A 21,028-nucleotide genomic window follows, 5' to 3' on the forward strand; every position below is an offset into this window, starting at 1 on the left:
CAATGAGCACAACTCATTAAAGGAACCCGGTTATGACAGACTTCTTATCGGATGCTGCCCGCCAGGTGTGGCGTCATCTCTTCGGTATTCACATCTTTGCGCCGATCATCTTCGTGCTGCTCGGGGTATTCATCATGACCGGTTGCCGGGACAATAGTTCTGCTCCGCCTGCCGCCCCGCTCCGCCCGGTTAAATCGGTGATTGCTCCACCGCTCAGCAGTGATGCATCGCTGGTGCTGACTGGCGAAATCCGCGCTCATGAAGAGGTCGCGCTAGCCTTCAGACTGGATGGCCGGGTGGTGAGCCGTGCGGTTGAGCTGGGCGATCGCGTCAGCGCCGGGCAATCGCTGGCAGCGCTGGAAAATGATCAGTCACGCAATCAGCTAAGCAGCGCACGGGCCGATCTCGACAGCGCACGCGCCGCCGAACGGGTCGCCGCGCTTAACCTGCATCGGATGCGGCTGCTGATGCCCGGAGGGGCCATCGCCCGCAGCCAGCTGGACAGCGCCCAGGCGGACTGGCAGAGCGCACAGTCCCGCCGTCTCAGCAGCGAAGCGGCTCTGAAAAATGCCCAGGATAACCTCAGCTGGACTCAGCTGACTGCGCCTGCAGCAGGCCGGATCACCGCCATCACGGTTCAGCCAGGTCAGGTGGTCAGCGCCGGACAAAATGTGATGACGCTGGCAGCAGGGGATGCACGCGATGCGGTGTTTGACCTGACAACGCCTGCGCTGCTGCATCCTGATGATCGGACACCGCTGAAAGTGACGCTGCTCGCCGATCCCGGCGTGCAGGCCAGTGGCACAGTGCGTGACATCAGCCCGCAGGCCGATCCGCAGACCCGCACATGGCGGCTGCGCATCTCACTGAATCAGCCGCCTGAGGCGATGGCACCCGGTGCCACGGTCATTGTCACCCTTCCCGATGCGCAGCCGCCGGTCATCGCCCTGCCCGCCAGCGCCCTGACCCGCTCCGCAGACAAACCCGCGCTGCTGGTCGTTGATGCGGCGTCACGCCTGCAGCTTCGTCCGGTAGTGCTGGCCCGCTTTAACGCGCAGCAAATCTTCGTCACTGCCGGGATCAAGCCGGGAGAGCGCGTCGTCACCGCCGGAGTCAGCACCCTGCAACCTGGCGAAAAAGTGGCGCTTTCGCAGGAGGCTCCATGAAAAAAACGTCTGGCTTTAACCTCTCCGGCTGGGCGCTGGCGCATCAGCAACTGGTGATCTTTTTCATGCTGCTGGTCATGGCGGCGGGTGTGCTGAGCTATGAACATCTGTCACGCAATGAAGACCCGGCGTTTACTATCAAAACCGCCGTAATATCAGCCCAATGGCCAGGCGCTGATGTGAACACCACGGTGCAACTGCTCACTGACGTACTGGAACAGAAAGTGCAGGAGATCCCGTCGCTGGATGCGGTTGAGAGCGAAACCCGCGCCGGACAAACCGTCATCTATGTCAACCTGCGCGATGACACGCCGCCCTCTCAGGTGGCCGGCATCTGGTACCAGCTGCGTAAAAAGATGCAGGATGTTGCCCCTTCACTGCCGCAGGGCGTGCAGGGTCCGGCCGTTAACGACGAATTTGATGACACCTTCGGCACCATTTATGGCTTCACGGCGGAGGGTTTTACCGCCAGAGAGCTACGCGATCGGGTCGATAACCTGCGTCGCAATCTGGCCAGTCTGCCCGACATCGGTAAAACCAGCCTGTTAGGTGTACAGGAGCAGCAGGTGGTTATCGCCTTTTCGCCGCGCAAGCTGAACGGCATGGGGCTCGATTTACAGCAGGTCAGCGACGCCATTAAAGCTCAGAACGATGTCGTCCCGGCGGGCAGCCTGCGTACCGACCGCGAGAATATTGCGCTGCGGGTCAGCGGCACCCTGACTTCGGTTGAAAATCTGCGGGCGATTACCCTGCATATCGGTGAGCGTTTTATTCCGCTGACCGATCTGGCCACCATCAGCCTGCAACCTGCCGAACCACCAGTCCCGACGTTTCGGGTTAACGGCGTTCCGGCTATCGGGCTGGCGATCTCCATGGCCGGCAGCGGCAACATGCTCGATTTCGGTCAGCAGCTCAGTCAGCGCATGCAGATGCTGGCCAGTCAGTTACCGCACGGTATTACTATGACCCGCGTGGCCGACCAGTCTTCCGTGGTGAAAAACGCGGTCAGCGGCTTCGTCCGGATACTGGGCGAAGCGGTCGTCATCGTGTTAGCCGTCTCCTTTGTCTCACTGGGACTGCGTGCCGGTCTGGTCGTTGCGGCGGCGATCCCGCTGGTACTGGCAATGACCTTTACCGGCATGTTAATGGCAGGCATCGGACTCCAGCGCATCTCGCTTGGCGCACTAATCATCGCGCTGGGGCTGCTGGTGGATGATGCCATGATCACCGTCGAGGCAATGGTGGCGCGACTGGAAGCGGGCGACAGCAAGTGGCAGGCCGCCACCTATGCGTTTAAAACCACCGCCTTTCCGATGCTGACCGGTACGCTGGTAATGATCGCCGGGTTCATTCCGGTCGGGTTCGCCGCCTCCAGTGCCGGAGAGTATTGCTACTCATTGTTTGTGGTGATTACCCTGGCGCTGCTCTGCTCGTGGGTCGTCGCGGTCATCTTCTCTCCGCTCACCGGCTGCTGGCTGCTGTCGGCCAGGCACATCAAGGCCGATAAGCCGCCGGGCGTGCTGACGCGCAGCTATCACCGGCTACTGGAGGTGATTCTGCGTCACCGGCTGGTGACGATTGGCACAGCGATGGCGGTGCTGCTGGTCAGCCTTTACGCCACCACTTTTATGCAGGGTGAATTTTTCCCTGCGTCGGATCGCCCCGAGCTGCTGGTCAGCCTGACGCTTCCCGCCAGTGCAGCCCAGGCTGAAACCACCCGCCGAACCGCACAACTGGAACAGATGCTGCGCAACGATCGGGATGTGGCGAACTACACCAGCTACGTTGGCTCGGGCGCGATACGCTTTTATCTGCCGATGGATGTGCTGCTGGATAATGAAAACATCGCGCAGCTGGTGGTGGTGGCGAAAGATCTGGCGGCACGCGATCGGCTGCGCAGCAGGCTGGAGCAGAAGCTGGCGGTGGATTTCAGTGATATCACTACCCGGGTATCGCCGCTGGAGCTGGGGCCACCGGTCGGCTGGCCGCTGAAATATCGCATCACCGGCCCGGATAATGCCAGGGTGCGGCAGGCGGCCGATCGGCTGGCGGCGCTGATCGCCCGCTCACCGCTGACTCGCGAGGTCAATCTTACCGCCGGAGAGCCAGAACGGGTCATGACGCTGGCGGTGAACCAGACCGCAGCCCGCGCAGCCGGACTCTCTTCCGAGACGATAGCCACCGCACTGAATACTCTGATGTCCGGCAGCGTGGTGACCACCCTGCGCGATCGTAACCGTCTGATCGACGTCGTGCTGCGCAGCAATGACCCGGAGCGGCAGGACACTGACACACTGGCAGGATTGATGATCACCAATGCCAGCGGACAGAAAATCCCATTGCGACAGGTAGCAACCCTGAACTGGGGAGTGGATGACCCGGTAATATGGCGACGTCAGCGGCTGGCTTACATCACCGTACAGACCGATATTGCGCCCGGTCAGCGGGCTGAACAGGTCTCGCAGCAGCTCGCACCAGCCGTCGCCGCCCTGCGCGCCTCGCTGCCGGCCGGATACGGTATTGAAGAAGGTGGCGTGGCAGCCGAATCGGATAAAGGCAACGGTTCAGTGTTTGCTCTGCTGCCGGTGACGATCTGCGTCATGCTGGTCTTGCTGATGATTCAGCTGCAACGTTTCTCCGGCATGCTGCTGGCACTGAGCATGGCACCGTTTGGCCTGCCCGGCATCGTATCCGCAATGCTGCCGGCTGTCACACCGCTGGGGTTCGTGGCGCTGCTGGGGATTATTGCCCTGGCGGGGATCATCATCCGCAACGCGGTAATCATGATCAGTGAAGTCGATGCGAATAGCCGGGCCGGACTGTCCGCGGGTGAGGCAATCCGGCAGGCTGCCCATCACCGTGCACGTCCCATTCTGCTGACCGCCTGTGCGGCAATACTCGGCATGATCCCCATCGCCCATCAGGTTTTCTGGGGGCCCATGGCACTCGCGATTATTGGCGGTCTGATCAGCGGTACGCTGGTAACGCTCACGGTGCTGCCCGCCGCGTTAAGTCTGTTGATGCAGCGCGGCTCACGTTAAAACAACACCCGGCGATCCCGTGCTGAGAACGGCGGGATCGCCGGAAAGGATCAGTTCATCACCTCGACCAGAATCAGCGGGCACTTTCTGACTTTGCAGGCCTGACTGTAGGCCAGCGAGCAGACCGAGCAGAGATCGCGCACGTCAGACTGGTACTCATACTCCATGAAATAGCGGAACTGGCCGCCCGCCGAATCTGTTCTCCAGAATCGCTGCGGCTCCAGAATTTCATCCAGTTGCCTGAATGTCAGGGCTGACGGGTTGTGAAACCCGACTCTTACGCGGTATGTAGTCATGCACCGATTATTGGCATCCCGGTCCCTGGCCGCCAGTTGGTTATTGTTTTCAGTTCAATAGCTGGCGCTTATCAACCCGCTTCGCCTGGTGCGGCAGGCTGTTCTGCCAGCAGCGCCAGCAGGTGCAGTACTGCTTTTGACGGGTGAAGCCGACGCCAGGCAAAGGCAACATCGGTAAATAGCGTGTTGTTCTCGATATCGCAGAAGCTGACCCCGGGGTTATCGACGCAGCGCATCGACTCCGGCACCAGCGCAATCCCGCAGCCCGCCGCCACCATGCCCAGCGACGTAGTGATCTGCGGAGCCTGCTGAAAAGTGTGGCGCGAAAAGCCCGCCCGCAGACAGGCAGTGACAATCAACTCATACAGGCTGGGCGAGACGTCGCGCGGGAAGATCACCAGGGTTTCTTCCGCCAGCGCGGATAGTGCCACGGTGGGTGTGCCGCTGAGGGGATGGCAGCGCGGCAGCGCAATCAGCATCTTTTCGGTGGAGATGACACGCAGATTAAACGCCTTGCTGCTTTCACACGGCAGCCGGATAAAAGCGGCATCCAGTAATCCCTCCTGTAAATCCTGCATCAGCAAAGACATATTCTCTTCGCGGGTCAGCAGCTCCATCGCCGGATAACGTTCTTTAAACTGGCGGATCAGGGTGAAGATGCGTGGATTAAACGCCACCGAGCTGGCAAAGCCCAGCGACAGCTGACCACTGATCCCGCGCGCAATACCGCGTGCGTTCTCCAGCGCCTGATCGGCCAGTTGCACAATCTGCCGGGCATCCGCCAGAAACGCTTCGCCCGCTTCGGTGAGTTCCACTCCGCGCGTCAGGCGCTTCAGCAACGGTGTGCCAATTTCCTGCTCCAGCCGCAGTATCTGCTGACTCAGCGGCGGCTGCGATATGCCCAGTATCTCGGCGGCACGAGTGAAGTGAAGCGTCTCGGCTACGGCAACAAAATAACGCAGGTGGCGAAGTTCCATATCAAAAACGTCTCAAAGTTAACAGGTTTCGCTATTGGACCCACCGACTGAATCGGTTCACCATTAGGTTAACACGGCTTAACGGTTAATCGATGAGGCATCAAATGAGCAATTGTGTAACTGATTGTTCCTGTGAGGATCAACTAAAACATACTGTCCTGACGCTTTCACAGGATGCACCAGAAAGCGTTATCTATCAGACCTCTTTAATGAGTGCGCTGCTGAGCGGCGTTTACGACGGCAATGTCCGTATTGCCGACCTGCTGCGTAAAGGGGATTTCGGCCTGGGTACCTTTAACCGGCTGGATGGCGAGATGATCGCGTTTGACAGCAAGGTCTATCAGCTGCACGCCGACGGCAGCGCGCACCCGGCCGATCCGGCGCAGAAAACTCCGTTCGCCGTGATGACCTTTTTTAAACCGCAGCATATGTATGAATTTGACCGGCCGATGTCGCGTGAGGCGATCCATCAGGTGATCGACAACGAAATCACCTCCGATAACCAGTTCTGCGCGCTGCGCATCAGCGGTCGTTTCAGTCGCGTCGAGACCCGCACCGTGCCATGCCAGTGTCGTCCCTATCGCTCAATGCCGGAAGTGCTGGGCGATCAGCCGACCTTTGCCTTCAGCCAGCGCGCGGGCGAACTGATCGGATTCCGTACACCGCAATATATGCAGGGCATTAACGTTGCGGGCTATCACGAACATTTTATTACCGACGACCGCGAAGGCGGCGGCCACATTCTCGATTATGCGCTGGAACAGGGCACGCTGACCTTTGGTGCCATCAGCAAGCTGGTCGTGGATTTGCCGCAGGACAGCGATTTTCTCAATGCCGACCTGAACCCCGCCAATCTTGACGCCGCGATTCGTGCGGTAGAAAGCTAATCAGAGGAATGACGATGAAAACTCCAACCGATACCACACTCTGGACCTGTGGCGCTGACCTGGTGGTGGCGCAACTTGAGGCACAGGGCGTCCGCCACGTCTTTGGCATTCCTGGCGCAAAAATTGATAAAGTCTTCGACTCACTGCTGGATTCCTCCATCCAGACCATCCCGGTTCGCCACGAAGCTAACGCTGCATTTATGGCCGCCGCAGTGGGCCGCCTTACCGGCAATGCGGGCGTGGCGCTGGTCACCTCCGGGCCGGGCTGCTCCAACCTGATCACCGGCATGGCCACCGCCACCAGCGAAGGCGATCCGGTGGTGGCTATCGGCGGTCAGGTGAAGCGCTCCGACAGCGCCAAGCAGGTTCATCAGAGCATGGACACGGTTTCAATGTTTCGCCCAATCACTAAATATGCGGTTGAGGTCACCGACCCCGCTGCACTTTCTGAATGCCTGTCGAATGCGTTTCGCCACGCCGAACATGGCCGGGGCGGCGGTGCCTTTATCAGCCTGCCACAGGATATTGTCGATCAGCCGGTTACCGGCAAAGCGTTGAGCAGCAAAGGCCGCCCTGTACTGGGCGCCGCACCTGACTCAATGATCGACGCCGTCAGCGAAGCCATCGCCGGGGCTAAAAATCCGGTCATCCTGCTGGGATTAATGGCGAGCCAGACAGAGAACAGCGAAGCGATTCATGAGCTGCTGACACGCAGTCACATTCCGGTTACCAGCACCTATCAGGCAGCAGGAGCGGTCAGACAGGATCACTTCTCACGCTTCGCCGGGCGCGTCGGGCTGTTTAACAACCAGGCGGGCGACAGGCTGCTGCAACAGGCTGACCTGATCGTCACCATCGGCTACAGCCCGGTGGAATATGAACCGGCGATGTGGAACAGCGGTAACGCCACACTGATTCATATCGACGTAATACCCGCTGAGACCGACAACCGCTATCTGCCGGACGCAGAACTGGTGGGTGATATCGCCGCCACGGTGCGTAAACTCGCCGCGCGCATCACTGCCCCACTCCAGCTGACCCCGGAAGCCGCCACCATCCTTGAGGATCGTCAGCAGCAGCGCAAATTGCTGGCGATGCAGGGTGCCAGCCTCAATCAGTTTGCTCTGCATCCGCTGCGCATTGTGCGCGCCATGCAGGACATCATTAACAGTGACGTCAGCCTTACCGTCGATATGGGCAGCTTCCACATCTGGATCGCCCGCTACCTCTACAGCTTCCGCGCCCGTCAGATCATGATCTCCAACGGTCAGCAGACGATGGGTGTGGCCCTGCCGTGGGCGATTGGTGCCTGGCTGGTCGAGCCGCAGCGCAAAGTGGTTTCAGTTTCCGGCGATGGCGGCTTCCTGCAATCCAGCATGGAACTGGAAACTGCCGTCCGCTTAAAAGCCAACATTCTGCACATCGTCTGGGTCGATAACGCCTACAACATGGTGGCGATGCAGGAAGAGAAAAAATATCACCGCGTCTCGGGCGTCAATTTTGGGCCGGTCGATTTCAAAGCCTATGCCGAAGCGTTTGGGGCAGCGGGCTTTGCGGTGACCAGTGCGGCAGAGCTGGAGCCGACGCTGCGTAAAGCGATGGATGTTCAGGGGCCCGCCGTGGTCGCGGTGCCGGTCGATTACACCGACAACCCGCTGCTGATGGGTCAGCTGCATCTGAGCCAGCTTCTTTAATTTCTCAAAAAGGAAATCATGATGAAAAACAGAGTGGCATTTGTGACCGGCGCAGGCCAGGGCATTGGTGAAGCGATCGCCCTGCGTCTGGCGAAAGATGGACTGGCGGTTGCAGTAGCCGATTTTAATCAGGAGACCGCACGCCAGGTCGCGGAGAAGATCAACCAGCAGGGTGGCAAAGCGATTGCGCTGAAAGTCGATGTCTCGCAACGTGATCAGGTGATAGAAGCGGTAGAAGAGGCGCGCCGCACGCTGGGCGGCTTTGACGTCATCGTCAATAATGCCGGTATTGCGCCCTCCACGCCGATTGCTGAGATCACCGAAGCGGTGGTCGACAAGGTCTACAACGTCAATGTCAAAGGAGTGATCTGGGGCATGCAGGCCGCGATTAAAGCGTTTGCTGCAGAAGGTCACGGCGGCAAAATCATCAACGCCTGTTCTCAGGCGGGTCATGTCGGTAATCCGGAGCTGGCAGTTTACAGCTCCAGTAAGTTTGCCGTGCGCGGCCTGACGCAGACCGCTGCGCGCGATCTGGCACCTGCCGGCATCACGGTTAACGCCTTCTGCCCTGGCATTGTCAGAACACCGATGTGGGAAGAGATCGACCGCCAGATCTCTGAAGCAGCCGGCAAGCCCGCCGGCTACGGCACCGAGGAATTTGCGAAACGCATTACGCTGGGACGTCTTTCTGAACCGGAAGATGTGGCTGCCTGCGTCGCCTACCTGGCCAGTCCTGACTCCGATTACATGACCGGTCAGTCGCTGTTGATTGATGGCGGCATGGTGTTTAACTGATCTTCGTTCGCCTGCTGCGTCATCGCGTGGCAGGCGTTTTTCCTGACCGGGTTGAACCGTTAATTTTTTTTATCTGAAAAGCGGTTAACCATCAGCCTCTTGACCGTCTGCCCCCGTATTTCCTGCCTTTTTGTCGCCACAGAGATTAAAGCTGCTTATCACCCTGCCGATAAAACAGAGACTCCTCTCCCTGTTCGAAGCGATCATGTTAACGATCAACCATAACGAAACCGCCGCGATTACGAACAAAACGCGGTACAGCACTGACTCTGTTCTGGGACGAACGGTTGAACGGTTATCATCAGGGATGAGAATTAACAGTGCCAAAGATGACGCGGCAGGTCAGGCGATTGCCAACCGCATGACGGCCAATATCAACGCCGATGCGGTGGTAGCGCGTGGCCTCAATGACGCCATCAGCTATTCCCAGACCGCCAGTGGCGGCCTTGGCAGTATCGTCGATCTGCTGATCCAGGCGCGCACCCTGTCGGTCCAGGCAGCCAACGGCACGCTGTCGGACGCCGATCGACAGAGCATCAACGGCCAGTATCAGCAGATTATGGCAGGCATCAATGAAGTGGCAGACCACACCGAGATTTTTGGCCGCTATCCACTGGCGACGAATAATCCCGATCTTCCCCCTGCAAAACTGGGTAACGTTGACCCTATCAACACGAAGTTTCCGGTGCCCGGCAAGAATTACTCCTTTACCTCTGGCGTGATCCCGCTGGCCTATATCCCGGCAGGCTCGACGGCGATAAGCATTACCATCGACTCGCTGGGTATGGATGACGATCTCCAGCTCTTTACCCGCGACGGTAAGCACCTGGTCGGTACACCGCTGGACGGCAGTGCGCCTGATTACACCTGGGCCAGCAAAAGCATCACTAATGCGGCTACCGCGGATAGTCGCCTGCTGACCAGCAGTAACGGATTTGCCAGCGGTGCGGCTTATGACAGCTCGCAGTTGCTGGAGGGCGGCCCGAGCTGGATGCTGGCAGGCAGTAACAGCAGCACCTACAACGGCATGAACATCACTTACAGCGGTGACGGCGATCGCTATGAGGATGTCGCCAGCGGCGATTTCAACAACGGCACCATCACCAGTAACCGGCTTGAGCGCATCACGCTGGATACCGTCAGCGAGGATTTGATTGTGGTGGTGGTGGGCAATGGCTCCTTCACCGGTAATCTGACCTGGGGAAATCTGCCGGAACCCAAAGGTGTGCCTGCGACGCCGCCGAAGAAGAGCGAACCTATGGAGGTGGTCACCAGCGCCGATTATGGTCAGCCGATCCAGTCGGATACTATTCCGGCAACGCCATCGGATACCAAAACGCTGGGGCTGAACAACACAACGCTGCTTACAGAGGGCGATATCTCAACCACCATGAAAGCACTGGATAGCGCGCTCGAGAAGATCAGCGGTTATCAGTCGACCTATGGCGCAAAGATCAACCGTTACGAATCGAACCGTAATGTGTTATCGCAGCAGGGCGTGGATACCTCAGCGGCTCGCAGCCGCATACAGGATGCGGACTATGCTGAAGAAGCAAGCCAGCTGGCACGCAGCCAGATTATTCAGCAGGGTCAGACGGCCGTCAGCAAAATGGCGAATAAAACCCCTGAGATGATTATTCAGCTGTTAGGCAGCTAATAACGTTAACCGGCTGAGCATCAAGGCTCAGCCGGTTACCCTATTTCTCCACCACTCCACTACCCGCCTGATTCAGCCCCCAGCTGGCCCGAAACCCCGGTTACACTTCGACACCCTTTGATCTCAGTCACACAATCTCGTTTAAGAACCGTTTAAAGATGATCATGATCACCCTTCTTTGTTAAAGAAATGCTAAATACTGACAACTATTTATTATCATCTTTGAATGCAGGGTTAATTAAAACAACAGGTTAATCATTACCACGCTAAGTAATTACCTGAATTTTCCTGTCGATATGTAACTTTTTCATTACTTTTCCGCCATTGCGAGGGCTGTTAATTTGCTGACGATACTGGGTTTTTCCATGGTTGTTTGCTTCATGTATCTGATCATGACCAAACGCATGTCAGCCTTGATTGCGCTGATCCTGATACCAACCATATTTGCGCTGATTGGCGGTTTTTACGCAGGTCTGGGTGCCATGATGCTGGACGGCGTCAAAAAGCTGGCCCCTACCGGCGTGATGCTGACCTTCTCCATTCTCTATTTCGGTCTGATGATCGATGCCGGATTGTTTGACCCACTGGTGCGCTTTATTCTTCGGATGGTGCGCGGTGACCCCCTGAAAGTGCTGGTCGGAACGGCGGTACTAACGCTGCTGGTTTCTCTGGATGGTGACAGCTCTACCACTTACATGATTGCCATTGCCGCATTCCTGCCGCTCTATCACCGGCTGGGCATGAACGTGCTGATGATGACCTGCCTGGTGAACCTTGCCAGCGGCATCATGAACCTCTCCCCTTGGGGTGGCCCGACAGCCCGTGCCGCGGCGGCACTGCGCATTGACGCCCTCGATATCTTTATTCCGATGCTGCCAGCCATGCTGCTGGCCTGTGCCAGCCTGGTGGCAATGGCGGTGCTGTTTGGCCTGCGTGAGCGTAAGCGTCTTGGCGTGATGACCATGAAAGATCACCATCTCGACAACATTGAGCTGGGGCTGGGCGATGCCGAAGAGTGCGCAGCCAATCGCCGTCCGAAAATGTTCTGGCCTAACTTCATCCTGACCACCGTGCTGCTGGTGCTGCTGGTGATTGGTTTAATGCCGATTCAGATCCTGTTTATGCTGGCGTTTGCGATTGCGGTGATGCTCAACTATCCCACGCTGGAGGAGCAGAAAGCCCGCATCAGCTCCCATGCCGGTAACGTGCTGGCGGTGACCGCATTAATTTTTGCCGCCGGTATTTTCACCGGCATCCTCTCCGGCACCGGCATGGTTGACGCCATGGCGAAGAGTCTGCTGGCTGTGATCCCGCCCAGCTTCGGCCCTTTCCTGGCGGTGTTCACCGCGTTGGTCAGTCTGCCGTTTACCTTCTTTATGTCGAATGATGCCTTTTACTTCGGCATTCTGCCGGTTATCGCCCAGACGGCGGCCAGCTACGGCATTACCGCAGAAGAGATTGCCCGCGCTTCTATTGTCGGCCAGCCATTCCACCTGCTGAGTCCGCTGGTGCCGTCAGTCTACCTGCTGGTGGGTCTGGCGAAAGTCGACATCGGCGACCACCAGCGCTTTGCAATTAAGTGGGGGATTCTGGTCAGTCTGGTGCTGATGGCGGGCGGTCTGCTGACCGGTGCTTTCCCGCTGTTCCACACCTGATAATCCTCTGCTTTATGGCGGATAACCGGCAATTTTTCCCGGTTATCCGCTTCACCGCTCCGCCTACTGCGTCATCCCTCTCTACACTCTATAGCCAGGCTGATGTGCTACGCGCCGGACAGGCCGTAGCCTCTCAGAGATATCCCCATTGCCCCTATGGAGGCCCGATGAAAATTCACCACCTTAACTGTGGCTGTATGTGTCCGCTGGGCGGCGCGTTCTATGATGGATTCAGTAAAGGCCTGAAAGCACATCTGGTCTGTCACTGTCTGTTGATTGAGACGGATCGCGACGGGCTGGTGCTGGTGGATACCGGCTTTGGTCGCCAGGATATCCATACGCCCGGCAGCCGCCTGTCCGGCTTTTTCCGTGCATTAAACAATATTCAGCGCCGCGATAATCTCACCGCACTGTCACAGGTTACGTCACTGGGTTTCCGGGCTGAGGATGTGCGGCATATTATTCTGACCCATCTCGACTTCGATCATGCTGGCGGACTAACCGATTTTCCGCAGGCGCGAATCCATCTGTTGCAGCAGGAGGTTGATACCGCGCATCAGCGCCATAGCTGGCTGTCACGGGAACGTTACCGGCCCGGACAATGGGGTGGGATCAGCAACTGGGAAACCTATCAGCCGCAGGGAGAAAAGTGGTTTGGTTTTGAGGCGGTTAATCGCCTGCGTGACTTACCGCCGGAGATCTTGTTAGTTCCGCTGGCGGGCCATACGCCGGGTCACGCGGGTATCGCGATTCAGCAACCCGATGGCTGGCTGCTGCACGGCGGCGATGCCTGGTTTTACCGCGGCGAAATGCGGCAGCAGACGCGACACTGCACGCCGGGACTGCGCTTTTACCAGTGGATGATGGGCATGGATAACGTGGCCAGACGACACAATCAGCAGCGACTGCGTGAGCTCTCCTGCCAGCGCGGCGGCGAAATCACCTTTTTTTGCAGTCATGATGCCCGTGAGCTGGATGCATTACAGGTTAATGCGCCGCTGCGCTGATGAGATAAAAGGTTAGTTTTGGCGATGAAGAAAGCCGCTTCGGGGCGAGAACTATACCGTCTCGTCCCGCAATAATGATGCTACGATCCCTGGATGCAGAGGAACGCCGGAAACATCTGTAGTTTCTCGCGCCTTATGAAGATCACATGCGGCCTGCATGGATAACCAGAGCCGTGCCACAATACCCAGGCCCGCCTCCAGCCGTACAGCCATTTCCGGGCTGACGGAGGCTTTACCGCTAGCCACTTTGCTAAGCGAAGCTGCGGAAACGCCCAGCTGTTTAGCCAGACTGCGCAGGCTGATGTCGTTATTTTCGAGATATTCCGCTATCAGGCCACCAGGGTGTGGCGGATTAAACATTGCCATCAGTGATAATCCTCAAGGTTGAGATTTGACGGGCTTTGAAGCCAGCCCATGAGCCCTCAGACTACATCACCTTCAGCGGAAGATATCTCTACCGCCCGCTTACTCCGGATCGCCCGCCCTCTTTTTCAGCTGCGCGGAAAGCCAGGTTGCAGTCAGACTCTCTTCAGATGCGCTGACCTCTTCCGGTGAGCCGGAGGAGACAACCCTTCCTCCTTTAAGACCCGAGCCGGGACCCAGATCAATCACCCAGTCCGCCTCTGCCACTATGCGCATGTTGTGTTCCGCCATGATCACGGTGTGACCACGCTTCACCAGTTCATCCAGCACTACCAGCAGCTTATCCATGTCAGACGGGTGCAATCCTGTTGAAGGTTCATCAAGCAGATAAAGCGTGGGCGTACGCTGGACCCGCTGCAGCTCCCAGGCAAGCTTGATACGCTGGCACTCGCCGCCAGAGAGTTCAGTGGCGGGCTGACCCAGCGTCAGATATCCCAGCCCCAGCGACGTCAGTGCCTTCAGCGAACGCTGGATCCCGTCATGCCCATGAAACACCTTAGTGGCGTCGTCCACGGTCAGATCAAGCACATCCGCTATCGTCAGGTTGTTCCATTTCACCTCCAGCGTTTCGGGGTTATAACGGCTTCCCGCGCAGACGGAACAGGTTGCGGTAGCGCTCGGCATGAAGAGCAGCTCAATCGAAATCTGTCCCTGCCCTTCACAGGCAGGACAGCGTCCGGCTGGCAGATTGAAGGAAAACCGGCTGGCGCTGAAGCCTTTGGCTTTCGCCGCGTCGGTGTCTGCAAACAGCCTGCGGACGATATCGAAAAATCCGGTGTAAGTGGCCAGATTTGAGCGTGGTGTCCGGCCGATAGGACGCTGATCGATTCTGACCAACCGGCCGATGGCGTCACTTCCGCTGACAACCTGACCCTTAACGTCCGGCACCAGATCCTCTTCCTCACCCTCCTCGATGTCAGGCGTTTTGTCAAAACGTCCGAGCATTTCCGGAAGCACGCGATTCAGCAACGTCGATTTTCCGGAGCCGGACACGCCGGTGACGGCCGTCATTCTCCCCAGAGGGATGGCGATATCCACTCCGGCAATATTGTTGCAATAGACCTGTTCAAAGCAGAGCCAGCCCTCTGCGGGCCGGCGCTGGCGCAGCCCGGTATAGCTTCGTGAGAAAAGATAGGCCGAGGTGGGTGACGCACTGACTTCTTCAAGTCCTGCTGGTTCGCCGTTATAGACGATCTCGCCGCCATGCGTTCCCGGACCGGGGCCGACCTCGATAAGCCAGTCTGCTTCGGCGATGAGGTCAATATTATGTTCGACGACCACCAGCGAATTACCGGCACGCACCAGGTTCTTCAGCGATGCGAGCAGCGATTTGACATCATCGGGATGCAGCCCGGCTGACGGCTCATCCAGCACATAAAGCACGCCAAACAGCCGCGATATCAGCTGGGTGGCCAGACGTACGCGCTGCAGCTCGCCGGATGAGAGTACGGTGGTGCGGCGTCCCGGCGCCAGATGACCCAGACCCAGCGTTTCCAGCTGCTCAAGCCGCATACAGATATCCGACGCCATCCGGATGACCGCCTCACGCAGTGCCGCCTCTGCCGGCAGGTCCGGTGATGCGCCACGCGCATAAGGCTTCAGCAGTTCAGCGAGCTCAGAGACCGACAGCTCACTCAGGCTGGCAATGTCATGCCCGGCAAAGGTCACGGATAGCGCATCCCGGTTTAGCCTTTTACCGTGGCATTCAGAACAGGGAGTGACCGTCACAAAGCGCGCCAGCCGTTTCTTCGTCGTCTCGCTGCCACCCGAATAACTCTGCAGCACGATTTTTGCTGCACTGGTGTACGTGCCGGTATAAGCCGGCTCTTCGCCCGCCGCCAGCGCGTTTTCGCGCTGCTCAGCATTCAGACCGACAAAAATCGGCACCGATGGCTGTTCGTCAGTCAGCAGTATCCACTGCTGGTCGCGGGCTGAAAGCGTATTCCAGGGCGCATCGACATCGTAGCCGAGCGTCTCAAGGATGCTGCGCAGATTTTTGTTATGCCAGCCTCTGGGCCAGGAAGCGATAGCCCCCTGGCGGATGCTCAGTGAGCTATCCGGCACCATCGACTCGGTTTTAACGGTGTGCACTCTTCCCAGTCCCTGGCAATGCGGACAGGCACCTTCAGGATTGTTAGGCGAGAAAAAATCGGCGGTCATAAAGGGAACGCTTTCAGGCCTTACGCCCGCACGGGAAAACAGCAGACGCAGCGTGACAGAAATTCGGGTGAGGCTGCCCACCGTTGAACGCTCCTGCGCGCCAGCCCGGCTCTGCTGAAGCGCCACCGCGGGTGGAAGTCCGTCAATATTATCCACATCCGGCGCAGCAGCCTGATCGATCAGACGACGGGCATGTGGCGACACCGACTCGATAAACCGGCGCTGGGCTTCCGCATAGAGGGTATCAAAGGCGAGGGACGATTTACCGGAGCCTGAAACCCCGGTGAACACCACCATGGCGTTGCGGGGAAATCGCAGCGAAACATCTTTGAGATTATGTGTTCTTGCACCCTGTACCGAGATATAAGGATCAATGTGCTCATCAGCGCGGTAATGATCGGCGTTGCGTTGTTCTGTCATGATTTCCCTGATTGATAATGCACGGCAGATTCACGATCGCCTGCCGTTAATGACTAAAAATTGCAGATGCTAATCCGGCGTTCAGGCTATCCGGCCCGTTTGGGGATAGAAACAACAGCAAGGGTAGTCAGGGATCGCGGTCTGCACAACGCGAGGGGGGTTCATCGCTTCGTGGCAGCACAGACTGGTAACCAGCTTGTACAGGAAGCCTTCTTATCTCTTAAGAAAACCCTGGAGCAAACTCAGGCAAAGGCACACTGACGCCACGGGACACCGTTCAGGACTTGCCGGACTGGGGTGTTGTGGCTGATGCCGTCACGGACCTGGCTGAGCCAGGATTCAATACTGCACAGCAGGAATAAAAAAGCCCGCACATACGCCTCAGCGCTGTGGATAGCCCTTTCAGCAGCAGAGGCCTCAGGCCTCCACTCTCGTGCCCTTTTTAACAGTACGCACCAGAAGCTTCAGAGCAGGCCGGTGGCGATCAGGAGCAGGCAATCCGCAGCGCTGAACAGAATGAGTCTGCCAGGAGAGCCCGCAGGACGCGGGCGAAAGGCGGGGCGGCACAGGATGTGCCATCCCCGACGGTCCGTCAGGCAGGCGAATGAAGTGAAGGAACCGCGCAGCGGCGCGAGGACCGCCAGCCCCTGAGCGGCACCAGACTGCGTTATCACCTGTCGCTTAACTGACTGGCATTACGCACATGGCGGGCTTCAATTACTGGACTCATATCCTTTTGGATTCGGCTGCGCCTACAAGTGATGCAAGCGGTATATTGAACATTTCATGCAGGTTGCGGATCATTGGCAGCGTCAGCGCACGCTTATGATTCAATACCTCATAGACGCGGTTCGGGCGTCCAATCGCCGGCACTAGGTCTTTTGCTGTCAGCCCCATCTGCTCCATGCGGAATTTAATCGCTTCTACCGGATCGGGTGCCTCAATCGGATAATGTTCCTGCTCGTATTTTTCAATAAGCAGGATCATGACGTCCAGAAAGTCCCCGGCTTCACTTCCCGGTTCTGGCTCGTTGTCGAACAGGGGAGATACGGCGGCCAGAGCGGCTTCATAATCTGCTTCACAGTGAATCGGTTTGATTTTATAACTCATCACATTTCCACCGTATTTGCGTTTATCTTGTCGTATTCAGCGTGCGTACCTACAAACTTTATGTAGACTGCCTGAAACCTGTAAGCCACTGCAACGATCAGACGGTAATGATTGCCTTTAATATCAAACACCACCCGATTGTTGCTCAGGAAATCTGCCGTTCTGTACTTATCCTTGATGTCCTGTGGTGTTTTCCACTGAGCCTTACTGACTTCATCAACCCATGCTCTTAACGGCTGCTCCGCCTGATTATGAGCCTCCCAGAATCGTTTGAGAGACGCGATCGATATAATTCGCACTGATTTTCCCTGTGATCCCACTATGGGACTAACTTAACAGTCCCATAGTGGGACTTCAAGATTTAAGGCGCATCTTTTTTTTCAGGTAAGTAGTCTGGGTAAACAGTGATGAATCAGAGATATTGCCAGGTTCGCGCTGGATGACGCTAATAATTTTTAAGCATCCTTAACGCAAAAAAACCCGTCTGCGACGGGTTTTCAGGCATAGAAGGCGACAATCACCGATCCGGCATTACGGCTTTTTAAACTTGTCTTCGACTTTCTCTTTCGCTTCCGCGATTTTATCACCGGCCTTTTCCGCGAAACCCTCTTTATGCGCTGGCTCGCTGCCTGGCGTTACCGGACGGGTGTCGTGGTCAGCGCGGGCCTGACGCGTGCTTTCAAGCAACGGATCGGCCACAGTACGATTCCCGGTCAGCCGATCTGCGCCGAGAGGATCTGTACTGGCATGGTCAATATCCACTTCCTGACGGCGTACCGAATCGTTGATAGTTTCAACCCGATCGCTTGTCTCTTTGCGTAACACCACCTCTTCAATGATCTCCGCGGTCTTATTAATCACGGGCTGCTCATGCGTCTCTTCCACTTCGACAGTTTTTTCAGACCAGTCAACATGGGTGGGTGAACCTGATTCATTCACCGGACGACGGAAGATTGCGGCGTGCTGCTCATGCAGCGAGACATTTTCTGAGACCTGATCGGTGACAGTGTAGCGACGAACGCGGGTTGAACCTTCACTGACCAGACGTTTACCCACTTCCAGTCGCTCCTCGGCCAGACGCAGTACATCCTCGTCACTTTCGTCACCGGTCAGGGCAGTACGGGCAGCGCCACGATGGGCAGGATCGGTAGAGAGCGGATCGACGGCGGCATTATCCTGAAGCGTTCCACTGGCAGGTGCAGTCAGACCATCACTGGTCGCGTAACCGGGCGCGTAATCATCGGGCAGCGCCGCACTGCGCTCGGTAAGTTCTTCATGTGCATCAAGGATGCCCAGGGCGCGAGGTAACTCATCTTCATCGGCCCGCAGCGACAGCACTACTCCGCCGGTTCGCATCGCGTCTTCATACACTTCGGCCTGATCCTCCTCCAGCGTATTGCCGAACAGGCGTTGCCAGAAGCCAGGGCGACGGGCCTCCTGACCTTCGGTACGCAAACGATCACCGGAGATGATATCAATGTCATCATCCAGGAACCCGGCCTTGATCAGGTTACGCTTTGCACCCTCTGCCAGTGAGATATTGCTGAACATTGTTACGATTGTTTCACGCGCCATGTTGTGTTCCTCGGTGATGGATTCGGACGGCTCTGAATAGGGTGTTCGGGTCAGGTGAGCGTGCTGTTTGCGCAGGGAAACAACCTGTTCTGTCGCTTCCTCACTGACAACTTTGCGGATATGCCACTCCTCTTTCAGCACCAGATGACGAACGATCTCGATTTCCTCTTCAACGACAGGAATGATCAGAACGCCATTTTCTTCACGGATCTCCGGCATCTCAGCCAGCCGTTCCGATTTAGGAATGCGTTCTATTTCCGCCGTCTGGTGCCGGAGCATCAGCGCAATCTTCTGCTGATGCTCAGTGACCTGTCGGGTAACCCTGACATGACCGTCGATGACCCGCTGTTTCGAGACCTCAACGGTTTCCTCCGCCAGGCTTAGCACCTGGTCGCTACCCTCTGACCCTGGTTTTTCAGGAGGTTGATTGTTCATGTTTAACCTGCCTGTAATACAGAGCGATCATTTGTACTTTTCTTTACCTTGAGCATAAGTCACTGCTTTTCGGTTAGTTAAAGCCTGGCACAAACAATGACAAAAGATAGGAAAAAGCAGAAAAACGCCATTATATGAAGATAACGTGGTGCTAAAATCGATTAAGCGGTGCGGCAGATAAAAAACAGCTAACGAAGCGGCAGACAGTGAAATCTCTTTTATCGCGTGCGGAAAGAGGATCAATCAGGCGTTAACCCGACCCGAAGTGAATCAGGCATATCGGGTCAGGGGTTAAGCCATTCGCTTTCCTGCAGTTCGCCATTAGCCGAATAGCGAAACAGGGCGCGCTGATTTTCGTTTCGCTGAAGCTGATAGGCGTCCAGCACACTGGCCTGCAAAATCACCACGCCAAAGCAGGATTCCCCGGTTTCCGTTGCTGCCGCGTCAGGCGTCTCATCAGCCGTTGCCCGTGCTTCCCCCGGAGGTCCGCCGGTGTAAGTCTGCCGCGTGTGCTGCGGTAACGCACGCCAGGCTGCCCGGGCAACATCACTTCCCGCCGCATAACACGCAACCCGCCCTGCCAGCCGTAACTGCAGGCGACGCTGATGGCAATATCCCAGCACGGTGACCTGCGGATTCGCCGCCATCTCCTGCCACTTCGGGCTGCGAACATCCGTATGAAATGTCAGCATCCTGCGGTCGTCGGCACACTTGCGCAGAACCACGGTGCGCGACTGAGGTTGTAGCAGAGCATCGACCGTACAGAGCATCAGATAACGAAATCCGCCCTGTAGATCGGTCGCAGATTCCTGCAGCGCAGCCCAGGCTGCTGCTTCAAACGTTTTCAATTCCATGGGGATTACTCTCATCAGGATCAATTTTCAGCCATCTGGCTAAAAGCGTAGCAATGAAGTGGGCAGAAGGCCTGACAGCGCAGCGATAAGAGCAAATGTGGCAAGCGGGAGCTGGACAATGCACGAGAGCAGGAGCTGTTGAGATAGCGTCGGGATTGCGGGATACCTCGCAGAGCGGCAAAAGCGCGTCCCGCCAGTCAGCCACTCTGTGTTATTTTTGCGCCATCGCCACAGAGATCCGATCCGCAGGGAGTTGCACGATGACAACTGAAGAGTCTGCTAAAGTACCGGCTGAAATACCGCTGAAAGTCACCTCGCCGCGCCTGACTTATCGGCCACTTCGGCAGGAAGACTGGCCCTTCTATCTGGCAGTCAGTCAGGATAGATCGGTGATGCAGTACATCAGCGATCCGCGCAGCGCTGAAGAGATCAGAACCCACTCATTTGATGTCCGCCTGCCCGCCTGGTACAAGGGCTGCAGGCACTGGCTCTGTCTGGTTATCGGAGAAAAAACATCCGGTGCTCCGGCTGGCTTTTGCGGGTTTATCGATCGTGGAGAGGGTATTGCGGAGTTTGGCTTTATTCTGGCCGCAGATGCGCAGGGCAAAGGCTACGGCAGCGAGTCTCTGCATGTCATTATCACGTTCTGCTTTGAGCAACAGGAATACCGCAAACTGATCGCGACGGTGACAGCAGGCAATGCGGCCTCACGCCGGACCCTGATTTCAGCGGGCTTTGTGCAGGAGGGGACGTTGCGGCAGAACTTCTTCCTCAACGGCCAGTGGCAGGATGACTGGATCTTCGGCTTGCTGAAACAGGAATACCAGCCCGCACACTCACCCTGAGGCGCAGACTATCAGCGTCGGGCATCCTCCG

The 21,028-nt window shown here is 57.2% G+C and carries 17 protein-coding genes; 9 read left to right on the forward strand and 8 right to left on the reverse strand.

The annotated features are described in order from the left end of the window. Positions 1–32: 32 nt before the first annotated feature. Together GVJ63_RS19935 and GVJ63_RS19940 are read left to right on the forward strand one after the other, a co-directional pair. On the forward strand, positions 33–1,166 hold the full coding sequence (locus tag GVJ63_RS19935) for an efflux RND transporter periplasmic adaptor subunit (protein ID WP_010256842.1): 1,134 nt from the start codon (positions 33–35) through the stop codon (positions 1,164–1,166). Next, positions 1,163–4,207 (forward strand): efflux RND transporter permease subunit, encoded by a 3,045-nt coding sequence (locus tag GVJ63_RS19940; protein WP_159227280.1) that lies wholly within the window; start codon positions 1,163–1,165, stop codon positions 4,205–4,207. Before GVJ63_RS19935 ends, GVJ63_RS19940 begins: the two co-directional genes overlap by 4 nt. Positions 4,208–4,257: 50 nt before the next feature. On the opposite strand, the gene GVJ63_RS19945 is transcribed toward GVJ63_RS19940, so the two are convergent. Next, the gene (locus GVJ63_RS19945; RefSeq protein WP_010256845.1) at positions 4,258–4,503 is read right to left on the reverse strand and encodes a hypothetical protein; all 246 of its coding nucleotides are present in this window, start codon (positions 4,501–4,503) and stop codon (positions 4,258–4,260) included. Positions 4,504–4,574: 71 nt separating this feature from the next. After that, complete coding sequence (locus GVJ63_RS19950) at positions 4,575–5,480, reverse strand: LysR family transcriptional regulator (protein ID WP_159227281.1); 906 nt, start codon at positions 5,478–5,480, stop codon at positions 4,575–4,577. Between the two features lie 104 nt (positions 5,481–5,584). Between GVJ63_RS19950 and budA the strand changes: the two genes are divergently transcribed. The 6 genes from budA to GVJ63_RS19980 all read left to right on the forward strand — a co-directional run bounded on the left by budA (position 5,585) and on the right by GVJ63_RS19980 (position 13,175). Further along, the gene (budA, locus tag GVJ63_RS19955) at positions 5,585–6,367 is read left to right on the forward strand and encodes an acetolactate decarboxylase (RefSeq protein WP_033774026.1); all 783 of its coding nucleotides are present in this window, start codon (positions 5,585–5,587) and stop codon (positions 6,365–6,367) included. A 14-nt stretch (positions 6,368–6,381) separates the two neighbouring features. Then, positions 6,382–8,061 carry an acetolactate synthase AlsS gene (gene alsS / locus GVJ63_RS19960; protein WP_010256852.1) on the forward strand — a complete coding sequence of 560 codons (1,680 nt, stop codon included), beginning with the start codon at positions 6,382–6,384 and terminating at the stop codon, positions 8,059–8,061. A gap of 21 nt (positions 8,062–8,082) precedes the next feature. After that, a complete protein-coding gene (locus GVJ63_RS19965) occupies positions 8,083–8,856 on the forward strand; it encodes a (S)-acetoin forming diacetyl reductase (protein ID WP_050680277.1) in 774 nt (257 codons plus the stop codon). Between the two features lie 205 nt (positions 8,857–9,061). Continuing rightward, positions 9,062–10,513, forward strand: coding sequence for a flagellin (locus GVJ63_RS19970; RefSeq protein WP_159227282.1), 1,452 nt, complete (start codon positions 9,062–9,064; stop codon positions 10,511–10,513). A gap of 341 nt (positions 10,514–10,854) precedes the next feature. Then, complete coding sequence (locus tag GVJ63_RS19975; protein WP_031292261.1) at positions 10,855–12,168, forward strand: CitMHS family transporter; 1,314 nt, start codon at positions 10,855–10,857, stop codon at positions 12,166–12,168. Positions 12,169–12,335: 167 nt separating this feature from the next. After that, positions 12,336–13,175 (forward strand): MBL fold metallo-hydrolase, encoded by an 840-nt coding sequence (locus GVJ63_RS19980; RefSeq protein ID WP_159227283.1) that lies wholly within the window; start codon positions 12,336–12,338, stop codon positions 13,173–13,175. A 51-nt stretch (positions 13,176–13,226) separates the two neighbouring features. Here the strand turns inward: GVJ63_RS19980 and GVJ63_RS19985 are convergent, their stop codons facing one another. The 6 genes from GVJ63_RS19985 to GVJ63_RS20010 all read right to left on the reverse strand — a co-directional run bounded on the left by GVJ63_RS19985 (position 13,227) and on the right by GVJ63_RS20010 (position 20,152). After that, entirely contained in the window at positions 13,227–13,541 is a 315-nt protein-coding gene (locus GVJ63_RS19985) for a HigA family addiction module antitoxin (RefSeq protein ID WP_060678803.1), read from the reverse strand. 99 nt (positions 13,542–13,640) lie between these two features. Then, positions 13,641–16,178 carry an excinuclease ABC subunit UvrA gene (locus tag GVJ63_RS19990; protein WP_159227284.1) on the reverse strand — a complete coding sequence of 846 codons (2,538 nt, stop codon included), beginning with the start codon at positions 16,176–16,178 and terminating at the stop codon, positions 13,641–13,643. Positions 16,179–16,904: 726 nt separating this feature from the next. Beyond that, on the reverse strand, positions 16,905–17,288 hold the full coding sequence (locus GVJ63_RS19995) for a type II toxin-antitoxin system HigA family antitoxin (RefSeq protein WP_010256870.1): 384 nt from the start codon (positions 17,286–17,288) through the stop codon (positions 16,905–16,907). Beyond that, positions 17,288–17,587, reverse strand: coding sequence for a type II toxin-antitoxin system HigB family toxin (locus GVJ63_RS20000; RefSeq protein WP_159227285.1), 300 nt, complete (start codon positions 17,585–17,587; stop codon positions 17,288–17,290). The genes GVJ63_RS19995 and GVJ63_RS20000 overlap by 1 nt, the downstream gene beginning before the upstream one ends. A 232-nt stretch (positions 17,588–17,819) precedes the next feature. Further along, entirely contained in the window at positions 17,820–19,298 is a 1,479-nt protein-coding gene (locus GVJ63_RS20005; RefSeq protein WP_159227286.1) for a YsnF/AvaK domain-containing protein, read from the reverse strand. A 284-nt stretch (positions 19,299–19,582) separates the two neighbouring features. Further along, positions 19,583–20,152 (reverse strand): pyridoxamine 5'-phosphate oxidase family protein, encoded by a 570-nt coding sequence (locus GVJ63_RS20010; RefSeq protein ID WP_159227287.1) that lies wholly within the window; start codon positions 20,150–20,152, stop codon positions 19,583–19,585. Between the two features lie 260 nt (positions 20,153–20,412). Here GVJ63_RS20010 and GVJ63_RS20015 point away from each other — a divergent pair, with 260 nt between their 5' ends. Beyond that, on the forward strand, positions 20,413–20,997 hold the full coding sequence (locus tag GVJ63_RS20015; RefSeq protein ID WP_159227288.1) for a GNAT family N-acetyltransferase: 585 nt from the start codon (positions 20,413–20,415) through the stop codon (positions 20,995–20,997). Positions 20,998–21,028: the final 31 nt, after the last annotated feature.

The organism is Pantoea sp. 18059, assembly GCF_902706165.1.
GTDB lineage: Bacteria > Pseudomonadota > Gammaproteobacteria > Enterobacterales > Enterobacteriaceae > Pantoea > Pantoea agglomerans.